This window comes from Methylobacter tundripaludum (genome assembly GCF_002934365.1).
GTDB lineage: Bacteria > Pseudomonadota > Gammaproteobacteria > Methylococcales > Methylomonadaceae > Methylobacter_A > Methylobacter_A tundripaludum_A.
In genome coordinates this window covers 183,294-197,777 of sequence record NZ_PTIY01000007.1, presented here as the reverse complement: position 1 = coordinate 197,777, position 14,484 = coordinate 183,294, and the positions used below count along the sequence as shown (strand labels likewise).

Sequence of the window (14,484 nt, the reverse complement as noted above, 5' to 3'; positions counted from 1 at the left end):
ATGCGCGGCTGTACTATTGATTGCTATCCTTCCCTGCTTTTCGTAGACTTAAGCCAACTTTATTCAAACGGAGTTTTACCGCATGTCATCCTTGACCACTTCTACAGCCTGGACAGCTTTAATAGAACATCACAACGAAACCAAAAATATCCTGCTCCGCGACAGCTTTAATGCTGATAACAACCGACACAACAAGTTCTCCCTCCGTTTTAACGACATCCTTTTCGACTACTCCAAAAACAGAATAACCGATCAAACCCTACCCTTGCTAATTGACCTTGCCAAGCATGCCGGGCTGGACGAAAAAATCAAGGCCATGTTTTCAGGAGCTGAAATAAATAAGACCGAACACAGATCCGTGCTGCATACCGCCTTGCGCAACCGAAGCAACCAACCTGTTTATGTTGACGGACAGGATGTGATGCCGCAAATCAACAGCGTTCTCGCCCAAATGCGGACTTTCAGCGACCGCGTCCGTTCAGGCGAATGGAAAGGCTATACCGGCAAGTCGATTACCGACATCGTTAACATCGGCATCGGCGGCTCCGACCTGGGACCGAAGATGGTTTCGAGAGCGCTTACCCCTTATGCTTCCGAAGCATTAAAAGTTCATTTTGTGTCCAATATCGACCAGGCCGATCTTGTTGAAAATCTAAAGCACTTATCGCCTGAAACGACGCTGTTTCTGATTGCGTCCAAGACATTTACCACGCAAGAAACCATGACCAATGCAAAATCGGCAAAAAGCTGGTTCCTTGAAAGCGCAAAAGATCCGCAGGCCGTCGCCAAGCATTTTGTCGCCATCTCTACAAGCACCAAGAATGTCGCCGCATTCGGCATCGATACCGCCAACATGTTCGAATTCAGGCATTGGGTCGGCGGGCGTTATTCTCTCTGGTCAGCCATCGGCCTGTCTATTGCCTTGTATGTCGGCATGGATAATTTCGAGGAACTTTTGCTAGGCGCTTACGAAGTTGACGAACATTTTCGCACCACGCCTTTTGAAAAGAACATCCCGGTCATCATGGGCTTGCTCGGCATTTGGTATAACAACTTCTATAACGCGGAATCCCACGCCCTGCTGCCTTACGACCAGTCCATGCTTTATTTCGCCGATTATTTTCAGCAAGGAGACATGGAGAGCAACGGCAAAAGCATAGACCTTAACGGTGAAAAAGTAGATTACAGCACCGGCCAGATTATTTGGGGACAACCCGGAACCAACGGCCAACATGCCTTTTTCCAGCTTATCCATCAGGGTACCAAACTGATACCCTGCGATTTTCTGGCCGCCGCGAACAGTCAATACAAACTGCCCGATCATCATGACATTTTGATTTCAAACTTTCTCGCCCAGCCGGAAGCCTTGATGAAAGGCAAGACTGCCGAAGAAGTTAAACAGGAATTATCGGATGACGAAAAAGCCGACGCCGTATTGGTCGCATCCAAAGTATTCGACGGCAATAAACCGTCCAATTCGTTTTTATTCAGCAAATTGACGCCCAAGACCTTAGGCTCGCTGATTGCATTTTACGAACATAAAATTTATGTTCAGGGCGTCATCTGGAACATCAATTCATTTGACCAGATGGGCGTGGAATTAGGCAAAACCTTGGCCAAAGTCATCCTGCCGGAGCTGCAAAACGACAAAGTCATCAACAGCCACGATTGCTCAACCAATGCATTAATCAATGCATACAAACAACTGCGACTGCCAGGGACGGCGGAGGTGTCGCAATCGGTACGGAACCGAAGCGACCGGCAATATTGACTCGTCTGCCCGGCCTGATTATCGGCTTTGTTTTTACCGCTTCGCTGACGGCTTGCGACAGCGGATTTCTGTCGCACAACAAACTGGAGCAAATCAAACGGGCGGGAACGTTGCACGTATTAACCAGAAACGATCCGACAACCTATTATGAAAGCCCGGAAGGCTTTACCGGGCTCGAATACGATCTGGTCATGCTTTTTGCCGAGCAGTTAGGCGTTAAAGTAAAGTTTGAAACTCCCGGCACCTTCGACGGCATCCTGAATCGCATTGCCAAAGGCAAGGCCGATATTGCCGCCGCCAGCCTGACCATCACCGAGCAGCGCAGCAAAAAAATGCGCTTCGCCCCGGCCTATTATGAAGTGACCGAACAGCTGATTTACCGGTCAGGCGCTCGCCGCCCAAACGATGTCAGCAGCCTGACCCACGGCATTATCGAGGTTGCCAAAAGCACCAGCCACATCGACAGCCTGACCTATCTAAAGCAGGACACGCCCGAGCTGGCCTGGAATGTCAACGACGAACTGGATACCGAAGGCTTGCTGTATCTGGTCAACGAAGGACTTATCGATTACACCGTAGCCGATTCAAACCAGACCATTTTGATCAGCCGTTTTTATCCCAAACTTAACATTGCTTTCGACATTTCCGAACCCCGCCAACTGGCTTGGGCGTTAAGCCCATCGGACGACAACAGTTTGTACGATGAAGTTGTACGTTTCTTCGGTCGCATAAAAAAGGATAAGACGCTCGATCAACTACTCGAAAAACATTACGGGCATACCAGCAGCTTAAGCTATATCGGCAACTGCAAATTCCGCCAGCATCAAAAAAGCAGGCTTCCGCTGTATCAGAAATATTTCAATTCGGCGGCAGCGCAATACCATATAGATTGGCGCTTACTGGCCGCAATCGGCTACCAGGAATCCCACTGGTTGGACAAAGCCGCGTCCCCGACCGGCGTCGAGGGCATCATGATGTTGACTAACGATACCGCGGCGGACCTCGGCATCAACAATCGTACCGATCCGGCTCAAAGCATTGACGGGGCTGCACGGTATTTTCAACAACGAATCAAGATCATCCCCGAGCAAATCCCGGAACCCGACCGAACCTGGTTTGCGTTAGCCTCATACAATGTCGGCTTGGGCCATCTTGAAGACGCCAGGACATTAACAAAAAAACAGGGCGGAAATCCCGACAAATGGATGGATGTCAAACAGAGACTGCCCCTGCTCACCGAAGAAAAGTGGCACCAACAAACCAAACACGGCTATGCCAGAGGCTATGAGCCGGTTAAGTTTGTCGAAAACATTCGCAGCTATTACGATTTACTGGTCTGGCTGACCGAGGAAAACCAGATCAAGAAAAATGCGATGGACAAGGACAGCGAAGATTCTGAAAATGAAGCGGTAACCATTGATCCGGCGGCGCTTTAAAAGTCTTTTATTCACCACGAAGGACACGAAGTTTTTAGCTTTTTCTTCGTGTCTCGGCAACTGCTCCTGCGTTGCTCTAGCTCCTGCATCCATGCAGTCGTTCGTGGTGATAGTTTTTTATTCATCAGCGTCTGGCTTTAAAAAAATCCCGCAGCATTTCCGAGCATTCCGTTTCCAATACGCCGCCGTCCCAGCTGATCCGGTGATTTAAAAAGCTCGCATCGGTCAGGCTCAGTGCATTGCACACCGCGCCCCGTTTGGGATCATACGCGCCGAACACCAGCCGCTTAATCCGCGCATGACTCATCGCGCCTATGCACATCACGCAAGGCTCCAGGGTCACATACAGGGTCGCATCGGTCAGCCGGTAATTTCCCAAGGCTACGCCGGCGCTTCGCATCGCAACCACTTCGGCGTGAGCGGTCGGATCATGACTGCCTATCGGGACATTCCAGCCTTCCGCGATACATTGATTGTCCCTGACCACGATAGCGCCGACCGGAACTTCGCCCTGCCGCTCGGCCCGCTCTGCCAGCCTGATCGCATGGCGCATCCATGCTTCGTCCGTTGCAAGGTTTATTCCCATTCAATCGTTGCGGGAGGCTTGCCGCTGATGTCGTAAGCGACGCGGGAAATGCCCGGCACTTCATTGATAATGCGGCGGGAAATCAAGTCCAGAAACTCATACGGCAAATGCGCCCAGCGCGCGGTCATGAAATCGATGGTTTCGACCGCGCGTATTGCGATCACATAATCATAGCGGCGGCCATCGCCCATCACGCCGACCGACTTGACCGGCAAAAATACCGCAAACGCCTGGCTGACCTTGTCGTACAGATCATGGCGATACAGTTCTTCAATAAAAATCGCATCGGCCTGACGCAGCAAATCGGCATATTCCTTTTTCACTTCGCCCAAAATCCTGACGCCCAAACCGGGACCGGGAAACGGGTGGCGATAAACCATATCCGCCGGCAAGCCCAGCTCCACGCCGAGCTTCCTGACTTCGTCCTTGAACAGCTCACGCAACGGCTCAACCAGTTTTAACACCATGTTTTCCGGCAAACCGCCGACATTGTGATGCGACTTGATCAAATGCGCCTTGCCGCTTTTGGAACCGGCCGATTCGATCACGTCGGGATAAATCGTACCTTGCGCCAGCCATTTTGCGTCGGTAATTTTCGCGGCTTCCTCATCGAATATTTCAATAAACAGACCGCCGATGATTTTGCGTTTTTGTTCCGGATCGGTGATGCCGCTCAGGGCGTCCAGATAGCGCTGCTCGGCGTCCACCCGGATCACTTTAACGCCCATGTGCTCGGCAAAAGTCGCCATCACTTGGTCGCCTTCGTGCAGGCGCAGCAAGCCGGTATCGACAAAAACGCAGGTCAACTGGTCTTTAATAGCCTTGTGCAGCAACGCGGCGACAACCGACGAATCGACGCCGCCGGACAAGCCCAAAACCACATGATCGGTGCCGACCGTTTTACGCACGACCTCGATGCTGTCTTCGATGATATTGCTGGATGTCCACAAGGCTTCGCAGCCGCAAATTTCCAGCACAAAACGTGACAATATCCGACCGCCTTGCTTGGTATGAGTCACTTCGGGATGAAACTGCAAGCCGTAAAAGCCTTTGCCTTCGTTGGCGATACCCGCAATCGGCGCGCCGTCCGAACTGGCAATCAATGTAAATCCGGGCGGCAAATCAACCACGCGGTCTCCGTGACTCATCCAGACATCCAACAGGCCATAGCCTTCCGGCGATAAATGATCTTCGATGCCGGTCAGTAATTTCGAATGGCCCCGAGCCCTGATTTGCGCGTATCCGAACTCGCGGTGATCGGAACTTTCAACCTTGCCGCCCAGTTGCTCGGTCATGGTTTGCAGGCCGTAGCAGATGCCCAGCACCGGAACGCCCAATTCAAAAACGATCTGCGGCGCTCTCGGCGTATCGCCGCTGGTTACCGTTTCCGGGCCGCCGGACAAGATAATGCCGTTGGGCACGAATTTTTCAATTTGTTCGGCGTCGCATTCGCAGGAATAAATTTCGCAATAAACGCCGATTTCACGAATACGGCGCGCGATCAATTGGGTATATTGCGAGCCGAAATCCAGAATCAGGATTTTGTGGGTATGGATGTTTGGGGATTGTTGTTTCACGATAGAACTCTTTTAGATCAGGCGAAAGGTTAAGGGCGAAGGGCGAAGGACGAAAGGCGAAAAAACCGTGCTTCAAATTAGATCAATCCTAACCTTTAGCCCTTCGCCTTTCGTCTTTAGCCTAAACTCACTCCATCCTGTAATTAGGCGCTTCTTTAGTAATGGTCACATCATGCACATGGCTTTCCCGCATACCGGCGCTGGTCACCCGCACGAACTGCGCTTTCTCATGCATGATCGCAATGGTTTGGCTGCCCGTGTAACCCATGCTGGCGCGAATGCCGCCGAGCAACTGATGAATAACCGCGAGCAAGCTGCCTTTATAAGGCACCCGGCCTTCAATGCCTTCCGGCACCAATTTTTCGACCAGCTCGGTTTCTTCCTGAAAATAGCGGTCGCTAGAACCTTGCTGTTGCGCCATCGCGCCCAGCGAACCCATGCCGCGATACGATTTATAAGACCGGCCCTGAAACAGTTCAACCTCGCCCGGCGCTTCCTCGGTACCGGCAAACATGCCGCCCAACATCACCGCATAGGCTCCGGCAGCCAGCGCTTTGGCGACATCGCCGGAATAGCGGATACCGCCATCGGCAATCAACGGCACGCCGGTTCCTTTTAACGCATCGGCGACATTACTGACTGCGGTAATTTGCGGCACACCGACACCGGCGACAATACGGGTCGTGCAGATAGAACCGGGACCGATGCCGACCTTAACGCCGTCCGCGCCCGCTTCAACCAAGGCCAGCGCCGCCTCAGCCGTCGCAATATTGCCGCCGATTACCTGCACCTGAGGATAGTTTTGCTTGACCCAACGCACCCTGTCCAATACGCCTTGGGAGTGGCCGTGCGCCGTGTCGACGATAATCACATCCACACCGGCTTCGACCAGGGCCGCGACGCGCTCTTCGGTACCCTGCCCGGTACCGATGGCCGCACCGACCCGCAACTGCTCGTGTTCGTCTTTACAGGCCAACGGGTAATCCTTGGCTTTCTGAATGTCCTTTACCGTGATCATGCCGCGCAAATGGAATGCACCATTAACCACCAGCACTTTTTCGATGCGATGTTCATGCAGCAGCGCAATCGCTTCTTTACGATCGGCATTTTCATTAACCGTAATCAACCGCTCTTTGGGCGTCATGACTTTTGAAACCGGCTCGTCAAAGCGCGTCTCAAAGCGCAAATCGCGGCTGGTCACAATGCCGACCAATTCATCGCCGTCAACCACCGGCACGCCGGAAATATTTTTGGCTCGGGTTAATTTGATAACGTCCCGAATGCTCACATCCGGCGAAACCGTGATCGGATCTTTAATCACCCCGCTCTCGTATTTTTTAACGCTCTGGACTTCGCGCGCCTGCTGCTCGGCGGTCATATTCTTATGAATAATGCCGATGCCGCCTTCCTGGGCAATCGCAATAGCCAGCCGGGCTTCGGTCACCGTATCCATCGCCGCCGCGACCAGCGGGATATTCAGCGTAATGCCCCGCGTCAGCTGGGTCTTCATCTCTACGTCGCGTGGCAGTACAGTCGAGTGCGCAGGCACTAATAAAACATCATCAAACGTCAGCGCTTCCTGAAGAATTTGCATAGACCACACCTTATAACTCAGTGAAAAATAACCGCGCATTATACAGCGTAGGATGGGTAGAGCGCGAGCGAAACCCATAAATTATTGAATGATCGGGGATTTTGTGATTGGGCAGGCGTGCGTTTGCGGTGTCTAGCGTTTAGGTTTATTATTCTCGGCCGTTGTAAGTGGATATGCTTAAATTATTCGCGGCCTTATGTGATGCCAACTGAATTTGTTTTAGGACGCACCAAATTTACACAACCGCATGGAACAACAATGATTTTTAAATTTTGTAAGTTACTCGACACACAAATGATGCAATGTCTTGCGTCTCTTAGAGATTTCTAATATTAGTTAAACGGCAGTTTTTTACGGGGTTAAAATGACGGACCTAGAATCGCTTTCTCACAAGCTCAAGATCAAATTTGGTACAGCACCGCATGAACCAACAGAGGCTCAAATAGCTCTGATTTCCGATGCTATCAAAAAAATCATTCAATCTGGAAAAACACCATCGGCAAAGGACTGGTCAGATGTGGTTCATCGGTATTGCCCAAGTGCCGGTCAATACAGATGCTTAGGAATTGACAACTCAGACCTGAATACTCTTCTTGCTCTAGCACTCCAGGTAGCTAATAGAAAGGGGGGATTATGAGCACCTTAAATTTAAGCTTGAAAGTATATGCTCGATTGCATCTTGGAATCCAACAACATTCCAACTTAAAACAATTGCATATGAACTGGTTCGTACACACCCCACATCCATCAATGATGTTGAGGCAATTATTGCTAGTGTATGCCCTAATACGACTTTTATTTGTTTGGAAGGGATTGATAACTCGGACGTTCGGGCTCTCCTTGAGTTAGCAATACAGGTCGCAAATGCAAAGAGTTAACGAATGAACCCAACCAAAGAACAAGATGTAGTTAATGCAAAAAACAAACTATCTGAACTAAAGTCAATATATATGACTTCTATCGCTCAATACATTGAGCATGACAGGCGTTCAACGAATAATGGATTATCTGAATTATTGGCCTGCCAAAAAACCGGAAATGAATACTTTAATTACGCCGAAGAATTTGTTGGCAATAGTGACTTATTAGGAGCACATAATAGTTCATTTTGGGCACAGGGTTTTGCAGAGGATTGTGCTGAAATATTAAACTCCATGCCAGCGCACTTTAAACTATTACAAGATGGTTTTTCTAAGGCTAATAGCCAAGCAGCCAATCTCGTAAGCCCCGGTAGAACAGCATATGCAAACATGCAGCGAATGGTTTACAAGTATTTGACAAAATCGGAATCCAACAAAATAAAGTCTGTATTTTTAAAGTCAAACTTGCCGATTTATGGTTTTAATAATCAAGCGAGAGAATTCATGAGTAAAAAGCTTCAAACTATACTTTCCTTCAGTTTCGGAGTTGTCTTTGTAGTTGTGATGCTAGTGATTAGCTTTATTCAGCCGATACCAAGCAGTTTTCAATATTCGGTATTTCGAACAGTTCTAGCTCTTGCTGGTGCAGGAGCCGTTGCAGTTTTTCCTGGGTTTATTGAAGTAAAATTTGGCAGTTGGCTTAGGGCTGGAGGTGCTCTTGCAGTCTTTGTTGTTTTGTATTTCTACAATCCAGCACTACCAAATACAGAAATAAATTCAAACTCAATTGCTGAGTCCAGTAATTCTCTTCATACAAATACAATCGGTTCAAACTCGATTGATTTTTCGCATAAGTAGCGCCAGCCGACATGAGCCGATTCGAGCGATGGCAAGAACAGGCGTTTCCGGCACACACCACCCAAACTCACCGGAATAACACCACTTCGCGCTACGCGCTTGGATGGCCTTATTCCGGCTTACACCATTTCGATCAGTCGAGGCGAAGAGATTGCGCCTGCCAACCGACCTGATCACATCTATTTCCCAAGCGGGTCGGGGCTTGCAACCCCGGCCCAAACGTTTGCCGCCGCCGTTATATTTGAACCACGCACGACCCGGCGGGCTGAATAGCTTAGCCCGTCCAGCCCACTTTTTAGTTAGACAATCATAAACACTAACTTTAAAATCCAAGTTGCTTTAAATTCAGGCTTACAAAATGCCTAGAAAAATCAGAGAGCTTATACAAGATTTAAAAAACGCTGGGTTTTATGAAATTTCCGGTGGAGGCAAAGCTTTATCAAGAAAAGCATATTGCGCAAGCTTTGGAACGGGTGAAACTATGAAAAAAAGCGATCTGTACCACAAGTGGGTAGAGTGGAGTGAGGAAGACCAAATATACATTGGAAAATGCCCTGATCTAATTACTGGTATCCACGGAGATGATCCGGTGAAGCTGTACAGCGAATTATGCGAGGTCGTTGAAGATGTTATTAGTCACTTTGAAACCGAAGGCCGCACACTTCCCAGCCCTCACATTCGGCCCATGCGGGATGTGGCCTGAAAATTGACTACCGAGAGCACAAAATTCTGTAGCCGGTTCGAGAGACAACGAAAACCGGCTTTCTCACCCATGCCATTTTGATCGGGTCGGAGTAACGGAATTACACTCATCTCCCCAGCCCTACGCCCTCTTATTTCTTCGCCGCCTGCATTTTCAGCAATGCCAGTTTTTTCTTCTTCGCACGCTCCGCTTTTTCAGCCTCTTCCATTTCCTTGCGCAAACAGCGCGCATCGTAGCGCCGTTTTGCCTGTGCGGATTTTTGCGCCCGGCTCCGTGCGGTATTGCTTGGCGGTGCGGGCTGCATGACGATGCAATCGACCGGGCAAGGCGCTACGCATAATTCACAGCCGGTACATTCTGAGACGATAACCGTGTGCATGAATTTTGATGCGCCCAATATCGCATCGACCGGGCATGCGGCGATGCATTTGGTGCAGCCGATGCAGTCTTCCTCGATAATGAACGCAACGCTTGCGGGCTTGTGTATGCCGAATTTAGCATTCAGTGGCTTGGGGGGGACGCCCAATAAATCGGCCAGATCGCGTATGCCCTCGTCACCGCCCGGCGGACACTGGTTGATGTCCGCCGCGCCCGAGGCGATGGCCTCGGCGTAGGGGCGGCAGCCTTGGAAGCTGCATTGCCCGCATTGGGTTTGCGGCAGTAAGGCGTTTATTTGGTCAATCAATGTGGGATTTTCAAGTGAAACAGGCATATTCCGGGTATTAGTCTGGCCGATTTGACAAACTCATCATGGCTACCAACTTAACACAGCGCAGTTTAAGGTTAAGCCGTTCGTGGTGAGTCCTTCGACCAGGCTCAGGAGAGCCTTGTCGAACCATGATCGGCTTAACCGTCCATCCTTCGACAAGCTCAGGACGAACGGTTAAGCCTTACGCGTATCTCCCTCTTAAGTGAGAGATCTTCATTATTACTTAACCCGCATCCCCGGCTGAGCCCCTTCATCAGGGCTCAAAATCCAAATATCCTTGCCGCCGGGTCCTGCGGCCAGCACCATGCCTTCGGACAGGCCGAAACGCATTTTCCTCGGCGCAAGATTGGCGATGACCAGGGTCAGTTTCCCTTCCAAATCTTCCGGGCTGTAAGCGGATTTAATCCCGGCAAAGATGTTGCGGGTTTCATCGCCGATGTCCACGGTCAACTGCAACAACTTGTCCGCGCCTTCGACGTGCTCGGCCTTGAGGATTCTGGCGATACGCAAATCCAGTTTGGCGAAATCTTCAAACTCGATCGTGTCGGCAATCGGTTCGCATTTTTTAGCCTTCGGAGCTTCGGCGGTTTTTTCCAGATTTTCTTTGGACGCCTCGATAATCGCCGCGATTTTATCGGCCTCAACCCGCGTCATCAATGGTTTGAATTCATTGATGACGTGATTTAACAAAGGCTTCGCATCAGCCGGCCAGGCTTGCGCGTCGATGTTTAAGAAGCTTTCCGAATTGCCCGCCAACACAGGAAGCACCGGCTTTAAATAAACGGCCAGCAGCCGGAACAGGTTGAGTCCCATCGTGCAGACTTCGTGCAGCTCTTTATCCTTGCCTTCTTCTTTGGCGATCAGCCAGGGCTTAAGTTCATCGATGTACTGGTTGGCTTTATCGGCCAGCGCCATGATCTCGCGCATGGCTTTGCCGAATTCGCGTGCCTCGTAATGCTCAGCGATTTGTGCGTTGGCGGCGACGAATTCATGGAATAAGGCTTGCTCCGAACAGTGTTCGGACAGCTTGTTATCGAAGCGTTTGGCGATAAATCCGCTGCAACGGCTGGCGATATTGACCACTTTACCAACCAAGTCGGAATTAACCCGCTGGCTGAAATCGTCAAAATTCAAATCGATGTCATCGACCCCGGCGCTGAGCTTGGCGGCGAAATAATAGCGCAGGTATTCGGGATTCAAATGATCCAGATAGGTCCGGGCTTTGATGAACGTGCCGCGCGACTTGGACATTTTTTCGCCGTTCACGGTTAAAAAACCGTGCGCGAAAATGGCGCTGGGCGTCCGAAAATGAGCGCCGCTGAGCATCGCAGGCCAAAACAACGCGTGGAAATAGATGATGTCTTTGCCGATGAAATGATACAGCTCGGCGTCGCTGTTCTTTGACCAGAATTCATTAAAATCCAGCCCCTGCTTATCGCACAGGTTTTTGAAACTGGCCATGTAGCCGATCGGCGCATCCAGCCAGACATAAAAATATTTGCCCGGCGCGTCGGGGATTTCAAAGCCGAAATACGGCGCATCGCGGCTTATGTCCCATTGCTGCAAGCCGCCGTCCAGCCATTCGGCCAGTTTGTTGCTGACTTCGGGCTGCAAGTGTCCTGCATTCGTCCACTCGCGCAACATGTCGCTAAAGTTGGCCAGATCGAAGAAATAATGCACGGACTCTTTATCGACGGGCTTGGCGCCTGAAATCGCCGACACCGCGTTTTTCAGTTCGGTCGGCGCATAGGTTGTACCGCACACTTCGCAGCCGTCACCATATTGATCGAGCGCGCCGCATTTGGGGCATTCGCCTTTGATAAAGCGGTCGGACAAGAACATGTTCTTAACCGGATCGAAGGCCTGGGTAATGCTGCGCGAACTGATGTGTCCGGCATCGCGCAGACGTTCGTAGATCAGCGACGAGAAGGCTTTATTTTCTTCGGAATGGGTGCTGTGGTAATTATCGAACGCCACGCTGAACTCGGTAAAGTCGGCCAGATGCTCTTTGCCGACCTGGGCGATCAATTGTTCCGGGGTAATGCCTTCCCGATCCGCCCTGAGCATGATCGGCGTGCCGTGGGTGTCATCCGCGCAAACGTAATAGCAGAGGTTGCCACGTTGTTTTTGAAAACGCACCCAAATATCCGTTTGAATGTATTCAACCAGATGACCGAGGTGAATCGGGCCGTTGGCGTAAGGCAGCGCGCTGGTGACGAGAATTTTTCTATCTGACATAGTGTAAAAGCTCTAGCAATTCGAAGGCAAAATTAGCTGGTTATTATGGCATAAAATAAACGCAAGCTGCGCAGCTAAAAAGTGCATTGTCGCAGGGTAATCGGTAGAATGAACGCTATCTTGACTTAATCGCTTGGTTATTGATCGGGCGCATTTTATTGACAATTAGGAGCATGGGCATGGCGAGCATCGAAAAGGCTGATGTAGAAAATCTTCTGCAAACATTTATCGATCCCAACAATGGAACCGATCTGGTTTCCGCAAAATCGGTCAAAGCCATCGAGATCGATGGCAGCAACGTCGGCGTTAAACTGGAGCTGGGCTACCCCGCCAGAAGTTATATCCCCGAACTTAAAGCGGCGGTTGAAGAACACCTGAAGACGCTTGCCGGCATCGGCAATATCAGCGTCGAGATCAGCGTAAAAATCGTTTCCCATGCCGTGCAACAGGCATTGAAACCGCTGCCCAACGTCAAAAATATTATCGCCGTGGCGTCCGGCAAAGGCGGCGTCGGCAAATCGACGACGGCGGTCAACCTGGCCCTGGCTCTGGCCGCGGAAGGCGCTAATGTCGGCATTCTGGATGCGGACATTTACGGCCCCAGCATCCCGATGATGCTGGGACTTTCAGGCCTTCCCGAAAGCAAGGACCAGAAAACCATGATGCCCAAGGTCGCTTACGGCGTGCAGACGATTTCCATCGGCTATCTGGTCGAGGCCGATCAAGCCATGATCTGGCGCGGCCCGATGGTCACCACGGCCTTGCAGCAACTGCTGAAGGACACCAACTGGGACAACCTGGATTACCTGGTTATCGATTTGCCGCCCGGCACCGGCGATATTCAGCTGACCCTGTCCCAGCAGATTCCGGTCAGCGGCGCGATCATCGTCACCACGCCGCAGGATATTGCGTTGATCGACGCCCAGCGCGGCTTGGGGATGTTCGAGAAAGTCAACGTGCCGGTACTGGGCCTGGTTGAAAACATGAGCATCCATATTTGCAGCAACTGCGGCCATGAAGAAGCCATATTCGGCGAGGGCGGCGGCCTTGCGATGGCCGAACGCAACCGGATCGAGTTTCTCGGCTCCCTGCCTTTGGATATAAATATCCGGCAATTTGCAGATAGCGGCAGGCCGACCGTGGTGGCCGACCCGGACGGGCGGCCTGCGCAAATTTACAAGCAAATCGCCCGCAAGACAGCGGCGCGATTGGCGCTGAAGGCCAAGGATTTCACTACGAAGTTCCCCAAGATTGTCGTACAGAACACGTAATATAAAAAAGCTTTTCACCACGAAGACACGAAGAGCTCGAAGAAAAAACATCAAACTTCGTGTCCTTCGTGTCTCGGCAACTGCTCCCTGCGTTGCTCTACCTCCTGCATGACCCACAGGGATGTGGGAAATGCAGATATTGCAGGAGCAAATATCTGTCCATGCAGTCGTTCGTGGTGAATAAACAACTCTTAATCGCCTGTTTCCCGTCATTCCACGCTTAGTTCTTGTGCCGCCTGTGGCTAATGAGAAGTTATGAAGTTCTGTGTTAAAATCCGCCTTTTTAAATCAATCAGGTAGTAATACTCCATGAGCATTAAGTCGGACAAGTGGATACGCCGCATGGCGGAACAACAGGGCATGATCGAGCCGTTTGAGAGCGGACAGATCAGGGATTCGGAACGCGGCCGGGTCATTTCCTACGGCACCTCCAGTTACGGCTACGATGTCCGCTGTTCGGACGAATTCAAGATTTTCACCAACATCAATTCCGCTATCGTCGATCCCAAAGACTTCGATTCAAACAGCTTTGTCGATGTTAAGTCCGATGTCTGCATTATTCCGCCAAACTCGTTCGCGTTGGCCAGAACGGTTGAATACTTCCGCATTCCCCGCGATGTGTTGACGATTTGCCTGGGCAAATCGACCTATGCCCGATGCGGCATTATCGTTAATGTCACGCCGCTGGAACCCGAATGGGAAGGCCATGTAACGCTGGAATTTTCCAACACCACGACACTGCCCGCAAAAATCTATGCCAATGAAGGCGTGGCGCAAATGCTGTTTTTCGGCGGCGACGAGGTTTGCGAGACCTCTTACAAAGACCGGGGCGGCAAGTACCAGGGCCAGACAGGCGTTACCTTGCCGAAAGCGTAAGCAGG

General features: G+C 50.9%; 12 protein-coding genes. 7 read left to right on the top strand and 5 right to left on the bottom strand.

Annotation, left to right across the window (positions count from 1 at the left end; genetic code table 11):
* The first annotated feature begins 82 nt into the window (after nucleotides 1-82).
* Both pgi and mltF read left to right on the top strand, forming a co-directional pair.
* Entirely contained in the window at nucleotides 83-1,771 is a 1,689-nt protein-coding gene (gene pgi / locus B0F88_RS10585; RefSeq protein ID WP_104423904.1) for a glucose-6-phosphate isomerase, read from the top strand.
* Nucleotides 1,768-3,207 (top strand): membrane-bound lytic murein transglycosylase MltF, encoded by a 1,440-nt coding sequence (mltF, locus tag B0F88_RS10580; RefSeq protein ID WP_104423903.1) that lies wholly within the window; start codon nucleotides 1,768-1,770, stop codon nucleotides 3,205-3,207. The genes pgi and mltF overlap by 4 nt, the downstream gene beginning before the upstream one ends.
* Nucleotides 3,208-3,331: 124 nt before the next feature.
* On the opposite strand, the gene tadA is transcribed toward mltF, so the two are convergent.
* The 3 genes from tadA to guaB all read right to left on the bottom strand — a co-directional run bounded on the left by tadA (nucleotide 3,332) and on the right by guaB (nucleotide 6,964).
* Nucleotides 3,332-3,793 (bottom strand): tRNA adenosine(34) deaminase TadA, encoded by a 462-nt coding sequence (gene tadA, locus B0F88_RS10575; RefSeq protein ID WP_104423902.1) that lies wholly within the window; start codon nucleotides 3,791-3,793, stop codon nucleotides 3,332-3,334.
* Nucleotides 3,784-5,370 (bottom strand): glutamine-hydrolyzing GMP synthase, encoded by a 1,587-nt coding sequence (gene guaA, locus B0F88_RS10570; RefSeq protein ID WP_104423901.1) that lies wholly within the window; start codon nucleotides 5,368-5,370, stop codon nucleotides 3,784-3,786. Before guaA ends, tadA begins: the two co-directional genes overlap by 10 nt.
* 127 nt (nucleotides 5,371-5,497) lie before the next feature.
* The gene (guaB, locus tag B0F88_RS10565) at nucleotides 5,498-6,964 is read right to left on the bottom strand and encodes an IMP dehydrogenase (RefSeq protein ID WP_104423900.1); all 1,467 of its coding nucleotides are present in this window, start codon (nucleotides 6,962-6,964) and stop codon (nucleotides 5,498-5,500) included.
* Nucleotides 6,965-7,328: 364 nt separating this feature from the next.
* Between guaB and B0F88_RS10560 the strand changes: the two genes are divergently transcribed.
* The 3 genes from B0F88_RS10560 (at nucleotide 7,329) to B0F88_RS19540 (ending at nucleotide 9,385) form a co-directional block, all read left to right on the top strand.
* Complete coding sequence (locus B0F88_RS10560) at nucleotides 7,329-7,601, top strand: hypothetical protein (RefSeq protein ID WP_104423899.1); 273 nt, start codon at nucleotides 7,329-7,331, stop codon at nucleotides 7,599-7,601.
* 244 nt (nucleotides 7,602-7,845) lie between these two features.
* Nucleotides 7,846-8,682: a hypothetical protein gene (locus B0F88_RS10555; RefSeq protein ID WP_104423898.1), complete on the top strand. Its 837-nt coding sequence runs from the start codon at nucleotides 7,846-7,848 to the stop codon at nucleotides 8,680-8,682.
* 358 nt (nucleotides 8,683-9,040) lie between these two features.
* Nucleotides 9,041-9,385 (top strand): hypothetical protein, encoded by a 345-nt coding sequence (locus B0F88_RS19540; protein WP_219820828.1) that lies wholly within the window; start codon nucleotides 9,041-9,043, stop codon nucleotides 9,383-9,385.
* Nucleotides 9,386-9,515: 130 nt separating this feature from the next.
* Here B0F88_RS19540 and rsxB read toward each other — a convergent pair whose 3' ends face one another.
* Nucleotides 9,516-10,097, bottom strand: a complete 582-nt coding sequence (gene rsxB, locus B0F88_RS10545; protein ID WP_104423897.1) for an electron transport complex subunit RsxB — start codon at nucleotides 10,095-10,097, stop codon at nucleotides 9,516-9,518.
* Between the two features lie 216 nt (nucleotides 10,098-10,313).
* Nucleotides 10,314-12,332 (bottom strand): methionine--tRNA ligase, encoded by a 2,019-nt coding sequence (gene metG / locus B0F88_RS10540; RefSeq protein ID WP_104423896.1) that lies wholly within the window; start codon nucleotides 12,330-12,332, stop codon nucleotides 10,314-10,316.
* Nucleotides 12,333-12,511: 179 nt separating this feature from the next.
* Between metG and apbC the strand changes: the two genes are divergently transcribed.
* A complete protein-coding gene (apbC, locus tag B0F88_RS10535) occupies nucleotides 12,512-13,603 on the top strand; it encodes an iron-sulfur cluster carrier protein ApbC (protein ID WP_104423923.1) in 1,092 nt (363 codons plus the stop codon).
* Between the two features lie 309 nt (nucleotides 13,604-13,912).
* Complete coding sequence (dcd, locus tag B0F88_RS10530) at nucleotides 13,913-14,479, top strand: dCTP deaminase (protein ID WP_104423895.1); 567 nt, start codon at nucleotides 13,913-13,915, stop codon at nucleotides 14,477-14,479.
* The last annotated feature ends 5 nt before the right edge of the window (nucleotides 14,480-14,484 follow it).

Bases quoted from the DNA above. Each gene is read 5' to 3' on its own strand.
- pgi (WP_104423904.1), top strand. From the start codon at position 83: ATGTCATCCTTGACCACTTCTACAGCCTGGACAGCTTTAATAGAACAT.
- tadA (WP_104423902.1), bottom strand. From the start codon at position 3,793: ATGGGAATAAACCTTGCAACGGACGAAGCATGGATGCGCCATGCGATC.
- guaB (WP_104423900.1), bottom strand. From the start codon at position 6,964: ATGCAAATTCTTCAGGAAGCGCTGACGTTTGATGATGTTTTATTAGTG.
- B0F88_RS10560 (WP_104423899.1), top strand. From the start codon at position 7,329: ATGACGGACCTAGAATCGCTTTCTCACAAGCTCAAGATCAAATTTGGT.
- B0F88_RS10555 (WP_104423898.1), top strand. From the start codon at position 7,846: ATGAACCCAACCAAAGAACAAGATGTAGTTAATGCAAAAAACAAACTA.
- B0F88_RS19540 (WP_219820828.1), top strand. From the start codon at position 9,041: ATGCCTAGAAAAATCAGAGAGCTTATACAAGATTTAAAAAACGCTGGG.
- rsxB (WP_104423897.1), bottom strand. From the start codon at position 10,097: ATGCCTGTTTCACTTGAAAATCCCACATTGATTGACCAAATAAACGCC.
- metG (WP_104423896.1), bottom strand. From the start codon at position 12,332: ATGTCAGATAGAAAAATTCTCGTCACCAGCGCGCTGCCTTACGCCAAC.
- apbC (WP_104423923.1), top strand. From the start codon at position 12,512: ATGGCGAGCATCGAAAAGGCTGATGTAGAAAATCTTCTGCAAACATTT.
- dcd (WP_104423895.1), top strand. From the start codon at position 13,913: ATGAGCATTAAGTCGGACAAGTGGATACGCCGCATGGCGGAACAACAG.